The sequence below is a fragment of the Microbacterium sp. NPDC077184 genome, assembly GCF_040687055.1.
GTDB lineage: Bacteria > Actinomycetota > Actinomycetes > Actinomycetales > Microbacteriaceae > Microbacterium.
Window position 1 is genome coordinate 111,444 of sequence record NZ_JBFBMM010000009.1, and the last position, 17,858, is coordinate 129,301.

General features: G+C 70.1%; 17 protein-coding genes. 13 read left to right on the plus strand and 4 right to left on the minus strand.

Annotated elements, in window-relative coordinates; translation table 11 throughout:
* Nucleotides 1–23: 23 nt before the first annotated feature.
* On the plus strand, nucleotides 24–1,013 hold the full coding sequence (gene thiL / locus AB0O93_RS15005; protein ID WP_363344679.1) for a thiamine-phosphate kinase: 990 nt from the start codon (nucleotides 24–26) through the stop codon (nucleotides 1,011–1,013).
* Here thiL and rsmD read toward each other — a convergent pair.
* Nucleotides 986–1,582: a 16S rRNA (guanine(966)-N(2))-methyltransferase RsmD gene (gene rsmD, locus AB0O93_RS15010; protein WP_363344681.1), complete on the minus strand. Its 597-nt coding sequence runs from the start codon at nucleotides 1,580–1,582 to the stop codon at nucleotides 986–988. The two genes, thiL and rsmD, sit on opposite strands and share 28 nt — an antisense overlap.
* A 64-nt stretch (nucleotides 1,583–1,646) precedes the next feature.
* On the opposite strand from rsmD, the gene AB0O93_RS15015 reads away from it, so the two are divergent.
* The 7 genes from AB0O93_RS15015 to mutM are packed head-to-tail and all read left to right on the plus strand — an operon-like array spanning nucleotide 1,647 to nucleotide 7,452.
* The gene (locus AB0O93_RS15015; RefSeq protein WP_363344683.1) at nucleotides 1,647–2,234 is read left to right on the plus strand and encodes a hypothetical protein; all 588 of its coding nucleotides are present in this window, start codon (nucleotides 1,647–1,649) and stop codon (nucleotides 2,232–2,234) included.
* Between the two features lie 41 nt (nucleotides 2,235–2,275).
* A complete protein-coding gene (locus tag AB0O93_RS15020; protein WP_363344684.1) occupies nucleotides 2,276–4,489 on the plus strand; it encodes an ATP-dependent DNA helicase RecG in 2,214 nt (737 codons plus the stop codon).
* Between the two features lie 26 nt (nucleotides 4,490–4,515).
* On the plus strand, nucleotides 4,516–5,058 hold the full coding sequence (coaD, locus tag AB0O93_RS15025) for a pantetheine-phosphate adenylyltransferase (RefSeq protein ID WP_363344686.1): 543 nt from the start codon (nucleotides 4,516–4,518) through the stop codon (nucleotides 5,056–5,058).
* Nucleotides 5,059–5,065: 7 nt separating this feature from the next.
* Entirely contained in the window at nucleotides 5,066–5,593 is a 528-nt protein-coding gene (locus tag AB0O93_RS15030; RefSeq protein WP_363344764.1) for a DUF177 domain-containing protein, read from the plus strand.
* Nucleotides 5,594–5,626: 33 nt separating this feature from the next.
* Nucleotides 5,627–5,836, plus strand: a complete 210-nt coding sequence (rpmF, locus tag AB0O93_RS15035) for a 50S ribosomal protein L32 (protein WP_019179169.1) — start codon at nucleotides 5,627–5,629, stop codon at nucleotides 5,834–5,836.
* Nucleotides 5,837–5,870: 34 nt separating this feature from the next.
* Nucleotides 5,871–6,542, plus strand: a complete 672-nt coding sequence (gene rnc / locus AB0O93_RS15040) for a ribonuclease III (RefSeq protein WP_363344689.1) — start codon at nucleotides 5,871–5,873, stop codon at nucleotides 6,540–6,542.
* Complete coding sequence (mutM, locus tag AB0O93_RS15045) at nucleotides 6,535–7,452, plus strand: bifunctional DNA-formamidopyrimidine glycosylase/DNA-(apurinic or apyrimidinic site) lyase (protein ID WP_363344691.1); 918 nt, start codon at nucleotides 6,535–6,537, stop codon at nucleotides 7,450–7,452. The genes rnc and mutM overlap by 8 nt, the downstream gene beginning before the upstream one ends.
* 12 nt (nucleotides 7,453–7,464) lie before the next feature.
* Here mutM and AB0O93_RS15050 read toward each other — a convergent pair whose 3' ends face one another.
* Nucleotides 7,465–8,559: a GNAT family N-acetyltransferase gene (locus AB0O93_RS15050; RefSeq protein ID WP_363344693.1), complete on the minus strand. Its 1,095-nt coding sequence runs from the start codon at nucleotides 8,557–8,559 to the stop codon at nucleotides 7,465–7,467.
* A gap of 405 nt (nucleotides 8,560–8,964) precedes the next feature.
* Between AB0O93_RS15050 and smc the strand changes: the two genes are divergently transcribed.
* From smc to AB0O93_RS15065, 3 genes are read left to right on the plus strand one after another with little or no spacing between them, the layout of a single operon-like run.
* Entirely contained in the window at nucleotides 8,965–12,447 is a 3,483-nt protein-coding gene (gene smc, locus AB0O93_RS15055) for a chromosome segregation protein SMC (RefSeq protein WP_363344695.1), read from the plus strand.
* A 34-nt stretch (nucleotides 12,448–12,481) separates the two neighbouring features.
* Nucleotides 12,482–13,354 (plus strand): signal recognition particle-docking protein FtsY, encoded by an 873-nt coding sequence (gene ftsY, locus AB0O93_RS15060; RefSeq protein ID WP_363344697.1) that lies wholly within the window; start codon nucleotides 12,482–12,484, stop codon nucleotides 13,352–13,354.
* A 58-nt stretch (nucleotides 13,355–13,412) separates the two neighbouring features.
* Complete coding sequence (locus AB0O93_RS15065; RefSeq protein ID WP_363344699.1) at nucleotides 13,413–13,913, plus strand: DUF2004 domain-containing protein; 501 nt, start codon at nucleotides 13,413–13,415, stop codon at nucleotides 13,911–13,913.
* Between the two features lie 45 nt (nucleotides 13,914–13,958).
* Here AB0O93_RS15065 and lipA read toward each other — a convergent pair whose 3' ends face one another.
* Nucleotides 13,959–14,981: a lipoyl synthase gene (gene lipA / locus AB0O93_RS15070; protein WP_363344701.1), complete on the minus strand. Its 1,023-nt coding sequence runs from the start codon at nucleotides 14,979–14,981 to the stop codon at nucleotides 13,959–13,961.
* Nucleotides 14,978–15,724 (minus strand): lipoyl(octanoyl) transferase LipB, encoded by a 747-nt coding sequence (lipB, locus tag AB0O93_RS15075; protein ID WP_363344703.1) that lies wholly within the window; start codon nucleotides 15,722–15,724, stop codon nucleotides 14,978–14,980. The genes lipA and lipB overlap by 4 nt, the downstream gene beginning before the upstream one ends.
* On the opposite strand from lipB, the gene AB0O93_RS15080 reads away from it, so the two are divergent.
* Together AB0O93_RS15080 and ffh are read left to right on the plus strand one after the other, a co-directional pair.
* Nucleotides 15,697–16,287 carry a TetR/AcrR family transcriptional regulator gene (locus AB0O93_RS15080; RefSeq protein WP_363344705.1) on the plus strand — a complete coding sequence of 197 codons (591 nt, stop codon included), beginning with the start codon at nucleotides 15,697–15,699 and terminating at the stop codon, nucleotides 16,285–16,287. The two genes, lipB and AB0O93_RS15080, sit on opposite strands and share 28 nt — an antisense overlap.
* Nucleotides 16,288–16,299: 12 nt before the next feature.
* Complete coding sequence (gene ffh / locus AB0O93_RS15085) at nucleotides 16,300–17,850, plus strand: signal recognition particle protein (protein ID WP_301132866.1); 1,551 nt, start codon at nucleotides 16,300–16,302, stop codon at nucleotides 17,848–17,850.
* The last annotated feature ends 8 nt before the right edge of the window (nucleotides 17,851–17,858 follow it).

Below are 17,858 nucleotides of genomic sequence, written 5' to 3' on the forward strand. Positions count from 1 at the left end.
GCTCCCAGGCTAACCTGGAGCGGATGACCGGATCCGATGCCCGCGTGGGCGACCTCGACGAGCGCACGGTCCTCGCCCACATCCTGGACAGGGTCGGCCCGACGGACGCGCTGCTCGGTCCCGGCGACGACGCCGCCGTGCTCGCCGCGCCCGGTGGTCGGATCGTGGCGAGCGTCGACACCCTCGTCCACGGGCCCGACTTCCGCACGGCCTGGACCGACGGATTCTCGCTCGGGTGGAAGGCGGCCGCCGTGAACCTCGCGGACATCGCGGCCATGGGCGCGCGTCCGACATCCCTGCTGGTCGCGCTGGCGATGCCGCCCGAGACGACGCTGGGGGAGGTCGGCGCCATCGCCGACGGGCTCCGGGCCGCGTGCGCGGAGCTCGCGCCGGGCTGCGCGGTGGACGGCGGAGACCTGGCCGTCTCCGACACGCTGACCGCCGCGGTGACCGCCCTGGGTGTGCTCGAGGGGACCGAACCCGTCACACGCTCGGGCGCCCGCGCCGGCGATGTGCTCGCCGTGAGCGGCCGTCTCGGTCCCGCCGCGCGGGGCCTGTCCCTGCTCTTCGAACGCTTCCGCGACGGCGAAGGACGACCCGTCCCTCCGCGTACCGCGGATCTCACAGGTGACGAACGCGCGGATCTCGACGCCCAGCTCCGTCCCCGACCGCCGATCGCTGACGGACGGCGCGCGGCGGAGGCGGGCGCGACGGCCATGATGGACGTCTCGGACGGTCTGCTGCTGGACGCCGCCCGGATGGCGCGCGCGTCGGCGGTGACGCTCGACATCGATTCCTCCGCGCTCGGAGGGGATGTGCCCATGGCCCTCACCGGAGGTGAGGACCACGCGCTCCTCGCGACCTTCCCCGCCGGCGTCCGGCTCCCAGGGTCGTTCGCGGCCATCGGCCGCGTCCGCCAAGGCGCGGCTCCCGGGGTGCTCGTCGACGGCGAGGAGCCCCGCGGCCGCGGTGGCTGGGATCCGTATCAGGACTGGGATCGCGGGCGGGGCTGATCCTCGGATTCGCCGACAACGGCATGCCAGACCGTGGTGTCTCCGTAACGCTTCTCCCGACGGGGCGCGAGCGAGTGCGGCCAACGCGGTGGATCCGACCGCGACGCCCGCTCGACGACGACGCGACCGCCGTCGGCGAGCAGTTCGCCGACCCGATCGAGGCAGGTCGCGAGGTCGGTCGCCGACAGGTCGTAGGGCGGATCGATGAACACCAGGTCCCACGCGTCGCGCGCCCCGGAGAGGTAGGCATCCACCGCGCGTCGATGCACCCTGATCTCGGCGCCCGATCCCACCGCCTTGCGGACCCGCGCCGCGTTCGCGGAGATGATCGCGGCCGCCTGTGGTGCCTTCTCGACCAGATCGACGCTCGCCGCGCCGCGGCTGATCGCTTCGAGCCCCAGCGCCCCGGAGCCGGCGTACAGATCCAGAACCCGCGCCCCCGATACCAGATCCGCGGCCTCGAGCGTGGAGAAGATCGACTCGCGCACACGATCACTCGTCGGGCGCGTGCCGGACGCCGGCACATCCAGGCGAACGGAGCCGGCGCGTCCGGAGATGATGCGGGTCACACGTACACGATAGCGATCGCTATGATCGCCCCGGGGGTGGAGTGAACGAACGCGGAGGTTCGATATGAACGGTCGTCTACGTCTGACCCTGCTCGCGACGATATGCGCCGGAGCCTTCGTCCTCGGGGGGTGCGTCGCCGAGGACGGTGGGACCACCCCGACGGCGGCGGCTCCCGCATCCGCCACCCCGACCTCCGACCCCGAGCCGACCGCGGAGCCCGATCCTCCGGCATCCTCGGCGGTCCTCCCCACCGACTGCGGGATGCTCGCGAGCGAGGCGACCCGCGCGGAGACCGTCGGCGACATGACGCTGCAGAGCGACGGCGCCGACTTCGTCCGCCCCGCGCCGGACGGAGCCGCACTCGCCCTCGGCTGCGATTGGATCGTCGGCGAGGCCAGCGGCGTCCTCCTGCTGATCAGCACCGCGGATGACGCGGCGGAGACGGCGGGGCTGGACGCGTTGACCGCGGACGGGTGGGAATGCCAGCCGGCGGAGGACTTCGGTGCGCAGTTCTGCCAGGTGGCCGGGGGCACGCCGGAGACGGAAGAGGTCATCGTCGCCCGGGAGGACGTGTGGATCTATCTGTCGTCCGTGAACCGGAACGCCCGGGCCTTCCTCTCGGAGATCGTCGCCGACATCTTCCCCGCGTGACCCGGGCAGGCGGTGTCCGAACCGGAATCTAGACTCGAGGCATGACGCCGCTCACGCTCGACTCGCGACTGAGCGCAGCGGTCGGCGAGAAGACGGCGAAGGCCTTCGACCGTGCCTTCGGCATGAAGACGGTCGCCGATCTCCTCCAGCACTATCCGCGCCGCTACGCCCGTCGAGGCGAGCTGACGCCCATCATGGCGCTGCCGGTGGGGGAGCCTGTGACGATCGTCGCCGAGGTCAGGCGCGTCCGCGAGCGCCGCATGCGCCAGCGCAGCGGTCTGATCCTCGAGGTCGTCATCAGCGACGGGATCGGCGAGATCACGCTCACCTTCTTCAACCAGGCCTGGCGGGCGAAGGACCTCGTTCCCGGACGGCGGGGCATCTTCGCCGGGAAGGTCGGGCAGTACCGCGACACCCTCCAACTGGCGCACCCCGACTACCAGCTCTTCGACGATGCGGCGACGGCCATGCAGACCGCTCAGGCCAATGCGAACCTGCCGATCCCGATCTATCCGGCGACCGCCTCGGTCTCCAGCTGGAAGGTCGCGACCGTCGTCGAGCTGGTGCTCGACGGCCTCGTGGACGTGTCCGAGCCGCTGCCAGCGGACTTCCGGGAACGCATGCACCTCCTCGATGCCCGCACCGCGATTGAGCACATCCATCGTCCGCGGAGCTTCGAAGAGATCGATGCGGCGCGCCAGACGCTGCGCATGCACGAGGCGTTCATCCTGCAGTCCGCGCTCCTGCAGCAGCGCGCCTTCGTGCGTTCCTGGGGAGCGACCCCCCGCGCACCGGGTGCGCTGCGGGAGGCGTTCGACTCCGCACTGCCGTTCGCACTCACCCCCGATCAGGTGGACGTCGGTGGCGAGATCGAGGGCGACCTCCGCCGGGCTCACCCGATGAACCGGCTCGTCCAGGGCGAAGTCGGATCGGGCAAGACCCTCGTCGCGCTCCGCGCCATGCTCCAGGTGGCGGACTCCGGCGGGCAGGCGGCGCTCATCGCCCCCACAGAGGTCCTGGCCGGGCAGCACCTGCGATCGATCACGCGGATGCTCGGACCCACGCTCGCCCCCGAACTCATGCCGACACTCCTGACCGGTCAGATGTCGGCGCCGGAGCGGCGGAAAGCGGCGCTCCGTGTCGCGTCCGGGCAGGCGCGCATCGTCGTCGGCACCCACGCGCTCCTCAGTGCCTCGACCACCTTCGCCGACCTCGGACTGGTCGTCGTGGACGAGCAGCACCGGTTCGGGGTCGCCCAGCGCGAGGCGCTCCGCGCGAAGGGTCAGGCTCCGCACACGCTGGTCCTCACGGCCACGCCGATCCCACGCACCGTCGCGATGACGGTCTTCGGCGACCTCGACGTCTCGACCATCCGGACCATGCCGGAAGGACGCGCGGGGATCAGCACCCACGTCGCGCCCCTCGCCGAGCATCCGAGTTGGTTCGCGCGCGTCTGGGACCGCATCGTCGAGGAGGTCGCCGCCGGCCGTCAGGCCTTCGTCGTCTGCGCCGCGATCGATGCGGACGCGCTGACCGGCGCCGACGCCGTGACCGACGAAGACGCCCCCGACGCGACGGACGATCCTCCGGACACCGTCGGCGACACCGTGAACGGCGCGGAGGTCACCCCGCCCGCGAGGACGCGGTGGGGTGTCGCGCAGGTGATCGACCTGCTGTCGAGGCATCCGTCGTACGCGACGCTCCGGGTCGAACCGCTGCACGGCAAGATGCCGGCCGACGAGAAGGACGCCGTGATGCAGGCGTTCGCACGCGGAGACATCGATGTGCTCGTGGCGACGACCGTGATCGAAGTCGGTGTCGACGTCCCCAATGCCTCGACGATGGTGATCCTCGAAGCCGATCGCTTCGGGGTGTCCCAGCTTCACCAGCTCCGCGGCCGTGTGGGGCGCGGGGGTGTGCCGGGTCTCTGCCTGCTCGTGACCGAGGCGAAGGTCGGCTCGTCCTCCCGTTCGCGCGTCGAGGCCGTCGCGTCCACGCTCGACGGCTTCCACCTCGCGGAGGTCGATCTCGAGCTCCGCGGAGAGGGCGACGTGCTCGGCGATCTGCAGTCGGGCGCGCGTTCGTCGCTGCGCCTCCTCCGCGTCGTCACGGATGCCGAGCTCATCCTCGTGGCCCGGCATGCTGCGGAGAAGGTCCTGACGGACGACCCCGCGCTCGTCCGGCATCCCGGACTCGCGGAGGCGGTCGAGCGCCGCATGAGCGCGGAGGAGCGCGCGGCACTCGGACGATCCTGAGGTCGACCACCGTTAGGCTGAGCCGCATGAACAGCCGGATCGCCGTCGTTCCCGGGTCCTTCGACCCGCCCACTCTCGGTCATCTCGACGTGATCCGTCGCGCGGCGGCGCTCTACGATCAGCTCCACGTGCTGGTGGTGCACAACCCGGAGAAGGAGGCGATGCTCCCCATCGCCCAGCGGCTGTCCCTTCTCGAGCAAGCCATCTCCGACGAGCAGATCGCCGGTGACGTGGTGGTCGCATCCTGGAGCGTCGGACTTCTGGTGGACTACGCCACGGACGTCGGTGCCGGCGTTCTGGTGAAGGGGATCCGCTCGCAGGTGGACGTCGTCTACGAGACGCCGATGGCCATCGTCAACCGGCACCTCGCGCACGTCGAGACCGTCTTCCTGCTTCCGGACCCCGCCCATGCACTGGTGTCGAGTTCTCTGGTGCGTCAGGTCGCCGCTCTCGGCGGTGATGTCTCGCCGTTCGTGCCGGATGCCGTCGCGCGCTTTCTGGACCGCGGCGGCGACGAGCGTGCGGCCGACGTACAGACCGACGCCGCTAGCATGGACGACCGTGGCTAAGAAGCATGTGAACGGTCCGCTCGTGGTCCCGGTACGCGACATCATGTACCGCCCCGGCGAGATGCGGGAGCACGACCTCGCGCTTCCGGTTCCGGAGAAGTGGGGCGAGGGTCTGGTCTCCGTCGCGGAGGGGGAGGAACTCGTCGTGCGTCTCCGTCTGGAATCGGTCCACGAGGGGATTCTGGCCACCGCGGAGCTCGACACGAGGTACTCCGGAGTGTGCGGTCGATGCCTCACCGACATCGCCGAGCCCGTCGAAGTCGAGATCCAGGAGCTTTTCGCGTATTCTGGGTCGGAAGAAACTGACTTCGAGGTTCAAGACGACCACGTGGATCTTGAAACTCCGGTCAGGGATGCGATCGTCCTGTCGCTTCCGTTTCAGCCGGTGTGTCAGCCGGATTGCCCCGGCCTTGATCCGGCCACGGGCGAGAGGCTGACCGTGAGCACCGGCTCACCGCAGGGTGAGCCCATCGATTCGCGCTGGGCCGCGCTGCAGGACTTCACCCCAGACCACGACACCGACGCCCGACCGTGAGGTCACGGCGCCCCCGACAGAAGAGAGTCAGCCATGGCAGGTAACCCCCCGAAGCGGAAAGTCTCCCGTTCGAACACCCGCTCGCGCCGCGCGCAGTGGAAGGCCGAGGCCCCCACGCTGGTGAAGACCATCGAGAACGGCAAGGTCGTCTACAGCCGTCCCCACCAGGCGAAGGTCGTCACCGACTCGCAGGGCACGGAGCTGTTCCTGGAGTACAAGGGCCGGAAGGTCGCCGACGTCTGATCACGCCCGCGCGGAAGTCACCTCCGACGCGGCGATGAACAGTCTCACCGACAAGCTCGGGGTCGATATCGACCCCGAGCTTCTGTCGCTGGCCCTCACGCATCGCTCCTGGGCGTACGAGAACGGGCAGGGCCCGCACAACGAGCGTCTCGAGTTCCTGGGCGACGCCGTCCTCGGTCAAGCCGTCACGGTGCTGTTGTACACCCGGCATCCTGAGCTCGACGAGGGAGCGCTCGCCAAGAGGCGCGCCGCGGTCGTGTCCACGCTCGCGCTGGCGGAAGTGGCCCGGAGCATCGGCCTGGGCGCGCATGTGAAGCTCGGGCGCGGCGAGAATCAGACCGGCGGCCGCGACAAAGACTCGATCCTCGCGGACACCACGGAGGCGGTCATCGGCGCGACCTACCTGTCCGTCGGACCGGACGCCGCCACCGCACTCGTCCACCGCCTGCTGGAACCCCTCTTGGCCGATCCCGAGCGCTACGGCGCCGCGGTGGATCCGAAGACGGCCCTCCAAGAGGCCGCAGCGCGGCTGGGCTCCGTCGCGCCGGCGTACATCGTGACCGCGGAGGGGCCCGATCACGACCGCACCTTCACTGCGGTCGTCGATGTCGCGGGCATCCGTTCGGAGGGAATCGGCCGCAGCAAGAAGCACGCCGAGATGGCGGCCGCGCTGACGGCGTGGAGGGAGCTGTCCGGTCGTGCCTGAGCTTCCCGAAGTGGAAGTCGTGCGCTCGGGGCTCGCGCCCGCTCTGGTGGATGCGACGGTGTCCGCGGTCACGGTGCACGATGCACGCGCACTCACCCGACACCCGGGATCCGTCGACGACTTCGAGCCCAGCCTTCGGGGCGCGCGTGTCGTCGCCGTGTGCAGGCGGGGGAAGTTCCTGTGGATGCCGTTCACGCCTGCGGACAGCTCCGACGCCGCCCGTGCCGTCGTGGCACACCTCGGGATGAGCGGCCAGATGCTGCTCCGTGCCTCCGGCGCACCGGTCGAGCGCCATGAGCGCATCCGTCTCGACATCGACCACCCTCGTCACGGCGCTCTCGCCGTGGTCTTCGCGGATCAGCGTACGTTCGGATCGCTCGCGCTCGATCCGCTCCTGCCGACGGCGGACGCCGCGCCCGGTGGTTACGGCGCCGACGACGCCACCGTTCCTGCGCAGGTCGCGCACATCGCCCGCGATCCCCTCGATCCGGCGCTCGATGAGACCCGCCTCCGTCGGCTGTGGGCCCGCAAACGCTCGGCGATCAAGCGGGTGCTGCTCGATCAGACCGTCATCAGCGGCATCGGCAACATCTACGCCGACGAGGCGCTCTGGGGTGCACGCATCCATCCGGAGACGCCGGCCGAGGCGCTGTCGGCGCGCCACGTCACTCGGCTCCTCGCCGAGATCAGGGCCGTGCTCGACAAGGCCCTGGCGGAGGGCGGGACGAGTTTCGACGCGCAGTACGTCAACGTCAACGGGCAGGCCGGCTACTTCGCCCATTCGCTGCACGCCTACGGGCGCACCGGCGCACCCTGTCACCGTTGCGGTCGGCCGATCGCGAGGGTGTCGTTCATGAACCGTTCGAGCCACTTCTGTCCGAGCTGTCAGCGGATGCCTCGCACCCGCTGACAGCGCCGGCGATCACGCGGTCCGCGGCAGCACCATCTTCCAGGCACCGCCGTACGCGATCGGAACGAAGCCGAGGGCCTCGTTGATGTCGAGCATGGGCCGGTTCTCTTCGGCGTTGTAGGTCAGGACGCGCGGCGACATCGGAGCGTGCTCACGCCAGGCGAGCAGACCCGCGCATTTGACGAGAAGACCCAGTCGGTGTCCCCGGTGCTCGCGCAGGACGAGCGTGTCCTCCTGGTGGGTCGCTTCCGCGCGGTTCCGGCCGATCACGAGCTCGTTGAACGCGCACAACTCTCCCGTCTCGCGGTGCTGCGCAGCCGTGACGAGCATGTGCTGACCTCCGCGCAGATAGCGCCCGTCGTGCTCGGCGATGCGTGCGGCGTCCCAGCGCTCCTCGTCCATCTCGAGATCGGCGGAGGGGGCGTCGGTGGACATCCGGGATTTCATCCAGGCGTACTGCTCGGCGAAAGCGGGGGGAGTGGGAAGCGTCCAGTGGACGACGCGGTACGCCTCCGCGGCGCGCTCGGCTTCCGCGAGCAGTTCCCGGATGCGCGTCAGATCCCCGTCGAGCGCGAGGGCGCTGTTGCGTTCGACCTGTTCGAGCCGGTATCCGTGGGCGAGATAGAAGCGCGCGGCATGATCCAGCGGAACGCGGCCGAACCCCGTCGGTGCGTCCAGCTGCTCTCCGATCGCCGCGGGATGCGCGGCCCAGGACTGCAGGATGTGTCGACCCTGCGCGGAGGCTTCGCGTTCGATCATCGTCAGCGCCGCGGAGCCGATGCCCTGGCCCCACGCTTCTCGGAGCAGCTCGATGAGCCAGAGGGCGGAGGTCGAGCCCTCCTCGAGCGGGAGATCGAGCCCGACGCGACCGACGATGCTGCCGTTCCAGACGGCTGTCCAGACGCGTCGGGTCTCGAACGCGCTCGGTGCATAGTGCGGCAGGAGCTCCTCCGGGGTCATCGACTCGTCGTCGTGGCCGTTGATCTCGCGGTAGACGCGATTGCGGACGTCGACCATCGTGCGGAAGTCGCGGGCCTCCGGGCCGGTGGCGTGCTCGGGAATGCGGAGCTCCCGCAGCACGAGGCCGGCGGGCGGGGCGGTGTTCATGTTTCCTCTTCCGGTGGGGTGTGGTGAGGACTCCATAGAGGAGAGGGTGCGGTGTGCCGGACACGCAGAGGGGGTGCCGGGACAGGACGCAGGGGATGGTGCGCGCGTGCGCGCGGTGTCCCCGGTGCTGGTGGGGAGAGGGCAGGGCCCAGATCAGGCGGATGCCGGCGGGCGGCGACGAGGGGTCGTCGATGCGGCGATGCCCGTGCGGATGATGATCATCATGACGACCTCCTTTCGTGTGCCGGTGCGATCAGGAACGCTAGCGCAGAAATCCACAGGTTCGCAAGACTCCCGGGCGTGTCGCACCCACCGCGGCGACGTGGCGGCCCGTCGCCGCGGTACTCGCCACGCCATCGACTACCGTGGGCGTGTGATCCGGCGCGTCGACCCGAGGGTCTTCCCATGCACTTGAAGAGCCTGACGCTCAAGGGCTTCAAGTCCTTCGCGCAGCCGACGACGTTCGCGCTCGAACCGGGCGTCACCTGCATCGTCGGCCCGAACGGCTCAGGAAAATCCAACGTCGTGGACGCTCTGGCCTGGGTGATGGGGGAGCAGGGCGCGAAGACCCTCCGCGGCGGGAAGATGGAGGACGTCATCTTCGCGGGCACCTCCACACGAGGCCCGCTGGGCCGCGCAGAGGTGCAGCTCACCATCGACAACGGCGACGGCGCCCTTCCGATCGAGTACTCCGAGGTCACCATCAGCCGGACGCTGTTCCGCAACGGAAGCAGCGAGTACGCGATCAACGGACAGAGCTGCCGACTTCTCGACGTGCAGGAGCTCCTGAGCGATTCCGGCTTGGGCAGGGAGATGCACGTCATCGTCGGTCAGGGGCGCCTGGACAGCGTGCTGCAGGCCACTCCCGAGGATCGCCGTGGCTTCATCGAGGAGGCGGCCGGCATCCTCAAGCACCGTCGCCGCAAGGAGAAGACGCTGCGGAAGCTCGACGCGATGGAGGCGAACCTCACGCGGGTGAACGACCTCGCCGGTGAGCTCCGCCGACAGCTGAAGCCGCTCGGTCGCCAGGCCGATGTCGCCCGCGAGGCGGCCGGGATCGCGGCCGAGGTGCGCGATGCCAAGGCGCGGCTCATGGCGGACGATCTCCTGCGGGTCCGGACCGTCCTCGCCGATGCGGCGCGCGGCGAGCAGGAGACGCATGCCGAGCGCGCGGGACTGCAGGCTCGGCTGGACGACATCCGCGGGCGGATCGAGCAGCTGGAGTCGGATCAGCGTTCCGAGGCCGTCGACGAAGCCCGACGGGTCGCGTCGGGGCTGGAGCGTGTGCAGGAACGGACACGAGGCCTGTATGCGCTGGTGGGGCAGAGGCTCACGCTCCTCGGCTCGGCGGAAGACGACGAACGCGTCGAGGTCGCCACGGTCTCCCCTCAGGTGATCGACGCCGCACGCGCGGAGATCGCCGAGGTCACCGACGGGCTGCAAGGAGCGCAGGATGCCGCCGAGGCCGCGGCGCGCGATGTCACCCGAGCACGTGCCGAACTGGACGCGCTCGACGCCGACATCGCCGCGCAGAGCGCGCTGGTCTCATCGCATGACATGCGCCTCACGGCGCTGCGCGGAACCGCGGAGGCGGCGGATTCCGCCCTGACCGCGGTGCGCGCCGCGGTCGAGCGCCAGGAGCGAGCCCTCGATGCCGCTCATGCCCGCCGGACGGAGGCCGAGGCGGCGGTGGCGGACCTGGGCCCCGCTCCTGATCCTCAGGCGGACGCGGCCGAGGCCCAGTCCGCCTACGAGCGTGCCCAACGCGACGCGTCGTCGGCGGAGGCGCAGGTCACCGATCTGCGCGAGCGGCTCCACGCTGCCGAGCGCGAGCGGGACGCCCTCATGGCGCAGGTCACCGCGCTCGGTCGGGCGCTCGAGGGCAGGAGTGCCGCGGCAGGCCTGCTCGACGGAGATCGTGCCGGCGTCCGCGGTCTCGTGAGCGACGCGGTGCAGGTCGAGTCCGGGTGGGAGGCGGCGATCGCGGCCGCGCTCGGCTCCTACGCGGAGGGCGTGGTCGCTGACGCGGATCGGGCCTTCGACCTGGTCGACGCCGCTCGAGAGGAGGACCTCGGACGGGTCGACATCGTGTTCGTGGACGCTGTCGCGCACGACCGCCCCGCACCGCCGGACGGGCTGCGCTCGGCGATCGATGTCGTGGACGGTCCCGCCGGTGTGCGAGCGCTGCTCGCGTCGGTGTTCCTCGCCGAGGACCTCGATCAGGCCCGCGCGGCGGCGACGGCGATCGCGACCGGCCGGATCGTGACGCGGTCCGGCGAGGTGCTCACCCCCTTCTCCCTCCGATCCGGTGCCGGGGGATCCCGTTCGCGCTTGGAACTGACGGCCGAGCGCGACGCCGCGGCGATCCGCCGAGACGAGATCGTGGTCGTCGCCGACGCGCTGCGCGAGGCGCTCCGCGAGGCCCAGGATGCGCTCCGCGGCGCGAAGTCCCGAGCGAACGCCGCACTGACGGCCCTTCGCGATCACGACGCGGCTGCGGCGGCGCGCGCTGAGAAGTCCAACCGGGCGACCGTGCGACACGAGGCCGCCGTCGCGGAGTGCGATCGCCTGGCGGCCGGTCTCGCCCAGGCCTCCGCCGCGGTCGCCGAGGCCGAGGACGCGGCCCGCGTGGCTCATGAGCAGTTCGCAACGGCGCAGGAGGCGCCGCGTCCGATCCTCGATGCGTCGTCCCGGGACGAGGTTCTCGGCTCACTCGAAACCGCGCGCGACGTCGAGATGCGCGCCCGCTTGGAGGTGGAGACGCTCCGCGAACGCATCCGCGCCGCGGAGGCCCGGGTGGCGGGGCTCGAGCGCCAGCGCGAACGCGAGCGCGCCGCCGCCGAGGAGAGCGCCCGTCGCGCGGTCATCCGGCGCGCGCAGCGGGAGAAGGCCTCTGCGGTCGCCGAGCGGTTGCCGCCCTTGATCGATGCGATCGACCGCTCGCTCGCCGATGCCCGTGCCGCGCTACTCGCCGCTCAGACCGAGCGCGCCGCGGTGACCGAGGAGCTCGCCACCCTGCGCAGAAGCGAGACCGAGGTCCGCGAGCGGTTGTCGCGGTTGACGGAGAACGTCCACGCGCTGGAGCTGCGCATCCATGAGAATCGCCTGCACGCGACGGCGCTCCGGGAGCGGGCCGCCTCCGAGCTCGGCCTGGAGGAGGATATTCTTCTGAAGGAATACGGCCCGGCATCCGAGGATGCGGACGCGGCCGAGGCGTCCTCCTTCGACCGGGGCGCGGAGCAGAAGCGCCTTCAGGCCGCCGAGCGCAAGCTCGCACAGCTGGGGCGGGTGAACCCGCTGGCGCTCGAGGAGTTCGCCGCCCTCGAGCAGCGACACGCCTTCCTCACCGAGCAGCTCGCCGACCTGACGCAGACCCGTAAGGACCTGCTCACCATCATCGAGGAGCTCGATGAGCGGATGCAGGTGATCTTCCTCGCGGCGTTCGAAGACACCCGCGTGGCGTTCGGTGAGGTCTTCCCGATCCTGTTCCCCGGGGGCACGGGCTCGATCGCGCTCACCGATCCCGACTCGCCGCTGACCACGGGGATCGAGGTGTCCGTCCGGCCGGTCGGGAAGAAGATCGAGCGCCTATCTCTGCTGTCGGGCGGCGAACGCTCCCTGGCCGCCGTGGCGCTGCTCACCGCGATCTTCAAGGCGCGTCCGAGTCCCTTCTACATCCTCGACGAGGTCGAGGCGGCGCTCGACGACGCGAACCTCGGACGCCTCCTCGGCGTGTTCGAACAGCTCCGGTCCTCGAGCCAGCTGATCGTGATCACCCACCAGAAGCGGACGATGGAGATCGCCGACGCGCTCTACGGGGTCTCGATGCGACAGGACGGCGTCTCGGCCGTCGTCGGCCAGCGTGTTCGCGAGTCCACGCCCGCCTGATCGGCGCGCGTTCGCGTAACCGTAGGCTGGAGACATGGCTGAAAGCTCCTGGTCCCTCGGGCGGGCCCTCCGTGGCATGTTCGTCAAGCCCACGATCGACGAGACGACGTGGGAGGACCTCGAAACGGCGCTGCTGACGGCGGACTTCGGACCGGACATCACCGAGCGCATCATCGACGAGCTGCGGCAGAAGGTCGAGCGCTACCGGACGACGGATCCCCGGGATCTGCAGCGGATGCTGAAGGAGACCCTCGAGGAGCATTTCGCGCGCTTCGACACGACCCTGAAACTCACCGAGCGTCCTGCGGTCGTCCTGGTGGTCGGCGTGAACGGCGTCGGGAAGACCACGACGATCGGGAAGTTCGCCAAGTTTCTCCAGCGATACGGCCGGTCGGTCGTCGTGGGGGCGGCGGACACGTTCCGGGCCGCGGCGGTCGACCAGCTCGCCACCTGGGCCGAGCGCGGGGGAGCGGCGATCGTCCGGCCCGAGCGCGAAGGCCAGGATCCGGCGTCCGTAGCCTTTCAGACGATCGAATACGCCCAGAGCACCGGGACGGAGATCGTGCTGGTGGACACGGCCGGGCGCCTCCACACCAAGGGCGGACTGATGGATGAGCTGACCAAGATCCGCCGGGTCATCGAGAAGCGCGCCCCGATCAGCGAGGTGCTGCTGGTTCTGGATGCCACGACCGGCCAGAACGGCGTGCTCCAGGCACAGGCGTTCCTCGAGCACGCAGGGGTCACCGGGCTGGTCCTCACCAAGCTCGACGGATCCGCCAAGGGGGGATTCGTCCTCGCCGTCCAGGAGAAGACCGGCATCCCGGTCAAGCTCCTGGGCCAGGGCGAGGGGATCGCGGATCTCACGGGTTTCACCCCTCACGTGTTCGCCGCTGCACTCGTGGATTGACCCCGCGACACGCCTGCGCGATCTACCGCCGCGCGGTCCGCGCTGGTTTCATGGAGGAATGGCGATCGAACACGACTACTTCGGCCTGCTCGAGTCGGGGCCCGACGGTTCGATCTTCTGGTCGGAGCACGTCGAGCTCGGCGATCAGTCGGTGACGGTGGATCTGACCGCGCCCGATCAGGACGACGTCTCGGTGGACGCCCTGGATGTGGCCGCGGCGCTCATCTCCGCCCTCGAAGACCTCGACATGGCCGCCCGCAACGCGATGGTCAACGAACTCAGCGACCGCACGAGCGAGGTCACGGAGTACATCCTGCAGCAGCAGGAAGTTCTCGCCGATGGACTCGACGATCTCCTCGTGGATATCTCCGGTGACGTCCAGATCGACGTGATCCGGTCCCTGCAGCTGATGAGCATGACCATCTTGGCGGACGAGCACGGGGGCACCGACCCGTTCGCGGTGCTGGAGTACGCCCTCGACCCGGACGCGACCGATGACGTGCTCCTGGTGAACATCGGCACCGACGGCGCCGTGCTCTCGGTCACCAGCGCCGAGTAGCGGCCGCGCGCCCCCGGTCCGACGGTCGGGGCCGGACCGCGGCCGTCAGACGGCCTGGGCGAAGTCGGTGCTCGTGTCCGCGGCGATGTGCGCGAGATGTGCCGGGATCGGGCGACCCTTCGACGTCATCGACTGCGCCCACAGCCGGCCCGCGCGGTAGGACGAGCGCACGAGCGGCCCGGCGAGGACACCGAGGAAGCCGATGCGCTCGGCTTCGTCTTTGAATGCGAGGAAATCGTCGGGCTTGACCCAGCGTGCGACCGGAAGGTGGCGCGGCGACGGGCGCAGGTACTGGGTGATCGTGATGATGTCGGTACCGGCGTCATGGAGGTCCTGCAGGGCCGCCACGACCTCTTCCGGCTCCTCGCCCATGCCCAGGATCAGATTGGACTTCGTGATCAGACCGGCATCCCTGGCCTGAGTGAGGACATCGAGGGAGCGTTCGTAGCGGAAGGCCGGTCGGATCCGCTTGAAGATGCGCGGCACCGTCTCGACGTTGTGGGCGAAGACCTCGGGCCGGGAGTCGAAGACCTCCCCGAGAAGGGCGGGGTCGCCGTTGAAGTCCGTCGCGAGGATCTCCACACCGGTGCCGGGGTTGAGTTCGTGGATCATGCGCACCGTCTCGGCGTGCAGCCACGCGCCCCCGTCCGGGAGATCGTCCCGCGCGACACCGGTCACGGTGGCGTACCGCAGCTGCATCCGCGTCACGCTCTCGGCGACACGACGCGGCTCATCCGTGTCGTACTCCGCGGGTTTGCCCGTGTCGATCTGGCAGAAGTCGCACCGACGGGTGCACTGGGCGCCGCCGATGAGGAATGTGGCCTCCCGGTCTTCCCAGCACTCGTAGATGTTCGGGCAGCCCGCCTCCTGGCAGACCGTGTGCAGGCCCTCGGTCTTCACGAGGGAGTGGAGCGCCTGATACTCGGGCCCCATCTTCGCGCGGGTCTTGATCCATTCGGGCTTGCGCTCGATGGGCGTCTCGGCATTGCGCACCTCCAGGCGCAGGAGTTTGCGACCCCCGGGCGCCGTGGACGAACTGCCGGCTGCGCCGGTGCCGCACGCGCTCATGCGTACACCTCCGCCGAGGATGCCGCGAACACGCGTTCGACGACGCGCGCCGCATCGGCGGTGGTGACGATGCGGCCCGCGACCTCGCTGATCGTCGTGACCCCGGCATCCGCGATTCCGCAGGGGATGATCGTGCGGAACGGGGCGAGGGAGTTGTCGCAGTTGACGGCGAAGCCGTGCAGGGTCACGCCGCGCTCGACACGGACGCCGATGGCGGCCACCTTGTCCTCGGACAGCGGGCGACGCACCCACACACCGCTGCGGCCCTCGATCTGACGTCCGTCGACGCCGAAGTCGCTCAGCGCGGCGATGAGGAGGCGTTCGAGGCGGCGGACATGGGCCACGACATCCACCGGCTCGGGCAGACGCAGGATCGGGTAGCCGACGAGCTGGCCGGGACCGTGCCAGGTGATCTTCCCTCCCCGATCCACCTCGACCACCGGTGTGCCGTCGGCAGGGCGCTCCTCGGCCAGGGTGCGTCGCCCGGCCGTGTACACCGCTTCGTGCTCGAGCAGCAGCAGCGTGTCCGGCCGGGTCCCGTCCACGACGCCGGCGTGGACCGCCTTCTGCAGGTGCCAGCCTTCCTGATAGGGCACGAGATCGGGGGAGAGCCCGACCCTCTCGATCACCAGCATGTTGCTCCCTCGACGGTTATTGGATGCCGTCCAACAATACGCCCGCGGGGCCGGCCTGCGCGCATCGCTAGGCTTCGGGCATGACACGACCGCTCGGGGGAAGGCCACGCGCCTCGTCGCCGGAGATGATCGCGGAGGCCGCCACCGAGCTCTTCCTCGAGCAGGGGTACGCGGCGACCTCGGTCGCGGACATCGCCGCACGCGCGGGCGTGAGCAGGTCGAGCTTCTTCAACTACTTCTCCTCCAAGTCCGCGATCCTCTGGGCGGACCTCGACGCGCGGATCGACGAGCTCGAAACGCGACTGAGCACCGTGACCGACCCCTCCGGCATCGACGATGCGCTCCGCGCGGTGGGGCGCGGGTTCGCGCCGGGAACCCTCGCTCTCGCCCTGGGGAATGCCGATGCGATGCGCGCGGAGGAGGAGCTCTTCCACGGCGGTGCGGTGCGCGCCGCCCGCATCGCACGGGCGGTGGCGGCGTCGCTCCGCGCGGCCGGCTGCGATCCCCTCGTCGCCGACGTCGCCGGCGCCGCCGACGCGGGGGCGGTCATGGCGTCCATCACCGCCTGGACCCGCGCCGGTGCCGGTCGGGTCGGGCTCGGACCCCTGTTGACCCGGGCGCTCGACCAGGCCGCGCACGCGCGCGCCGGAGCGCCGGGAGCGGCGGCGTAGAATCGGGGGATCATGGCGACTTTCGGCACACTCTCCGACCGGCTCACCGAGACCCTGCGCAATCTGCGCACGAAGGGCAAGCTCACCGCGGCCGACGTCGACGGCACCGTTCGCGAGATCCGTCGGGCTCTGCTCGACGCGGACGTCGCTCTTCCCGTCGTCAAAGAGTTCACCGCCAAGGTGCGGGAGCGTGCGCTCGGAGACGAGGTCAACCGCGCGCTCAACCCCGCGCAGCAGGTCGTCCAGATCGTCAACGACGAACTCGTGGGGATCCTCGGCGGTCAGCAGCGCCGCTTGCAGATGGCCAAGACCGCGCCGACGGTGATCATGCTGGCCGGCCTCCAGGGGTCCGGGAAGACGACCTTCGCCGGCAAGCTCGCCAAGATGCTCGAGAAGGACGGCCACACCCCCCTTCTCGTCGCCTGCGACCTCCAGCGCCCGAACGCCGTCAATCAGCTCCAGGTCGTCGCCGAGCGCGCCGGAGCCGCCGTCTACGCCCCCGAGCCGGGCAACGGCGTCGGCGACCCGGTCCGCGTCGCCCGCGACGGCGTCGAGGTCGCCCGACGTCAGCAGCACGACGTGGTGATCATCGACACGGCCGGTCGCCTCGGCGTCGACGCCGAGCTGATGAAGCAGGCATCCGACATCCGGCGGGCGACGGATCCGGACGAGGTCCTCTTCGTCATCGACGCCATGATCGGTCAGGATGCCGTGAACACGGCGAAGGCGTTCCAGGACGGCGTCGATTTCACCGGCGTCGTCCTGTCCAAGCTCGACGGCGACGCACGAGGCGGCGCCGCGCTCTCGGTCGCGAGCGTGACCGGGCGTCCGATCATCTTCGCGTCCACGGGCGAAGGCCTGGAGGACGTCGAGGCCTTCCACCCGGATCGCATGGCGAGCCGGATCCTCGACCTCGGCGACATCCTGACCCTCATCGAGCAGGCCCAGCAGGCCTTCGACGAAGCCGAGGCGATGAAGGTCGCCGAGAAGCTCGCGACCGAGCAGTTCACACTCGAGGACTTCCTCGAGCAGATGCAGCAGCTGAAGAAGATGGGCTCGATGAAGAAGATGCTCGGGATGCTTCCCGGCATGGGCTCCATGAAGCAGCAGCTGGAGGACTTCGACGAGCGCGAGATCGACCGGACCGAGGCGATCATCCGATCCATGACCCCGGGGGAGCGCCGCAACCCCAAGGTCCTGAACGGATCCCGCCGTCTGCGCATCGCGCGCGGATCCGGCATGACCGTGACGGATGTGAATCAGCTCGTGCAGCGCTTCGACCAGGCCGCGAAGATGATGAAGACCGTCGCGCGCGGAGGCGTCCCCTCGATTCCGGGCATGGGTCCGGTTCCGGGATCCGGTCGCCCGGGGGCCTCCAGCAAGCGGGGCAAGCAGCCCAAGGCCAAGGGCTCGCGTTCGGGGAACCCCGCAAAGCGGGCGGCGGAGAACGCCGGGATCGCGGCGACGACGACCCCCACCGGATCCGGTTTCGGGCTCGGCGGCGCCGGCCAGCCGAGCGCAGAGGACCTCGCGGAGCTGCAGAGGATGCTCGGAAAGGGCTGACCGCCCGA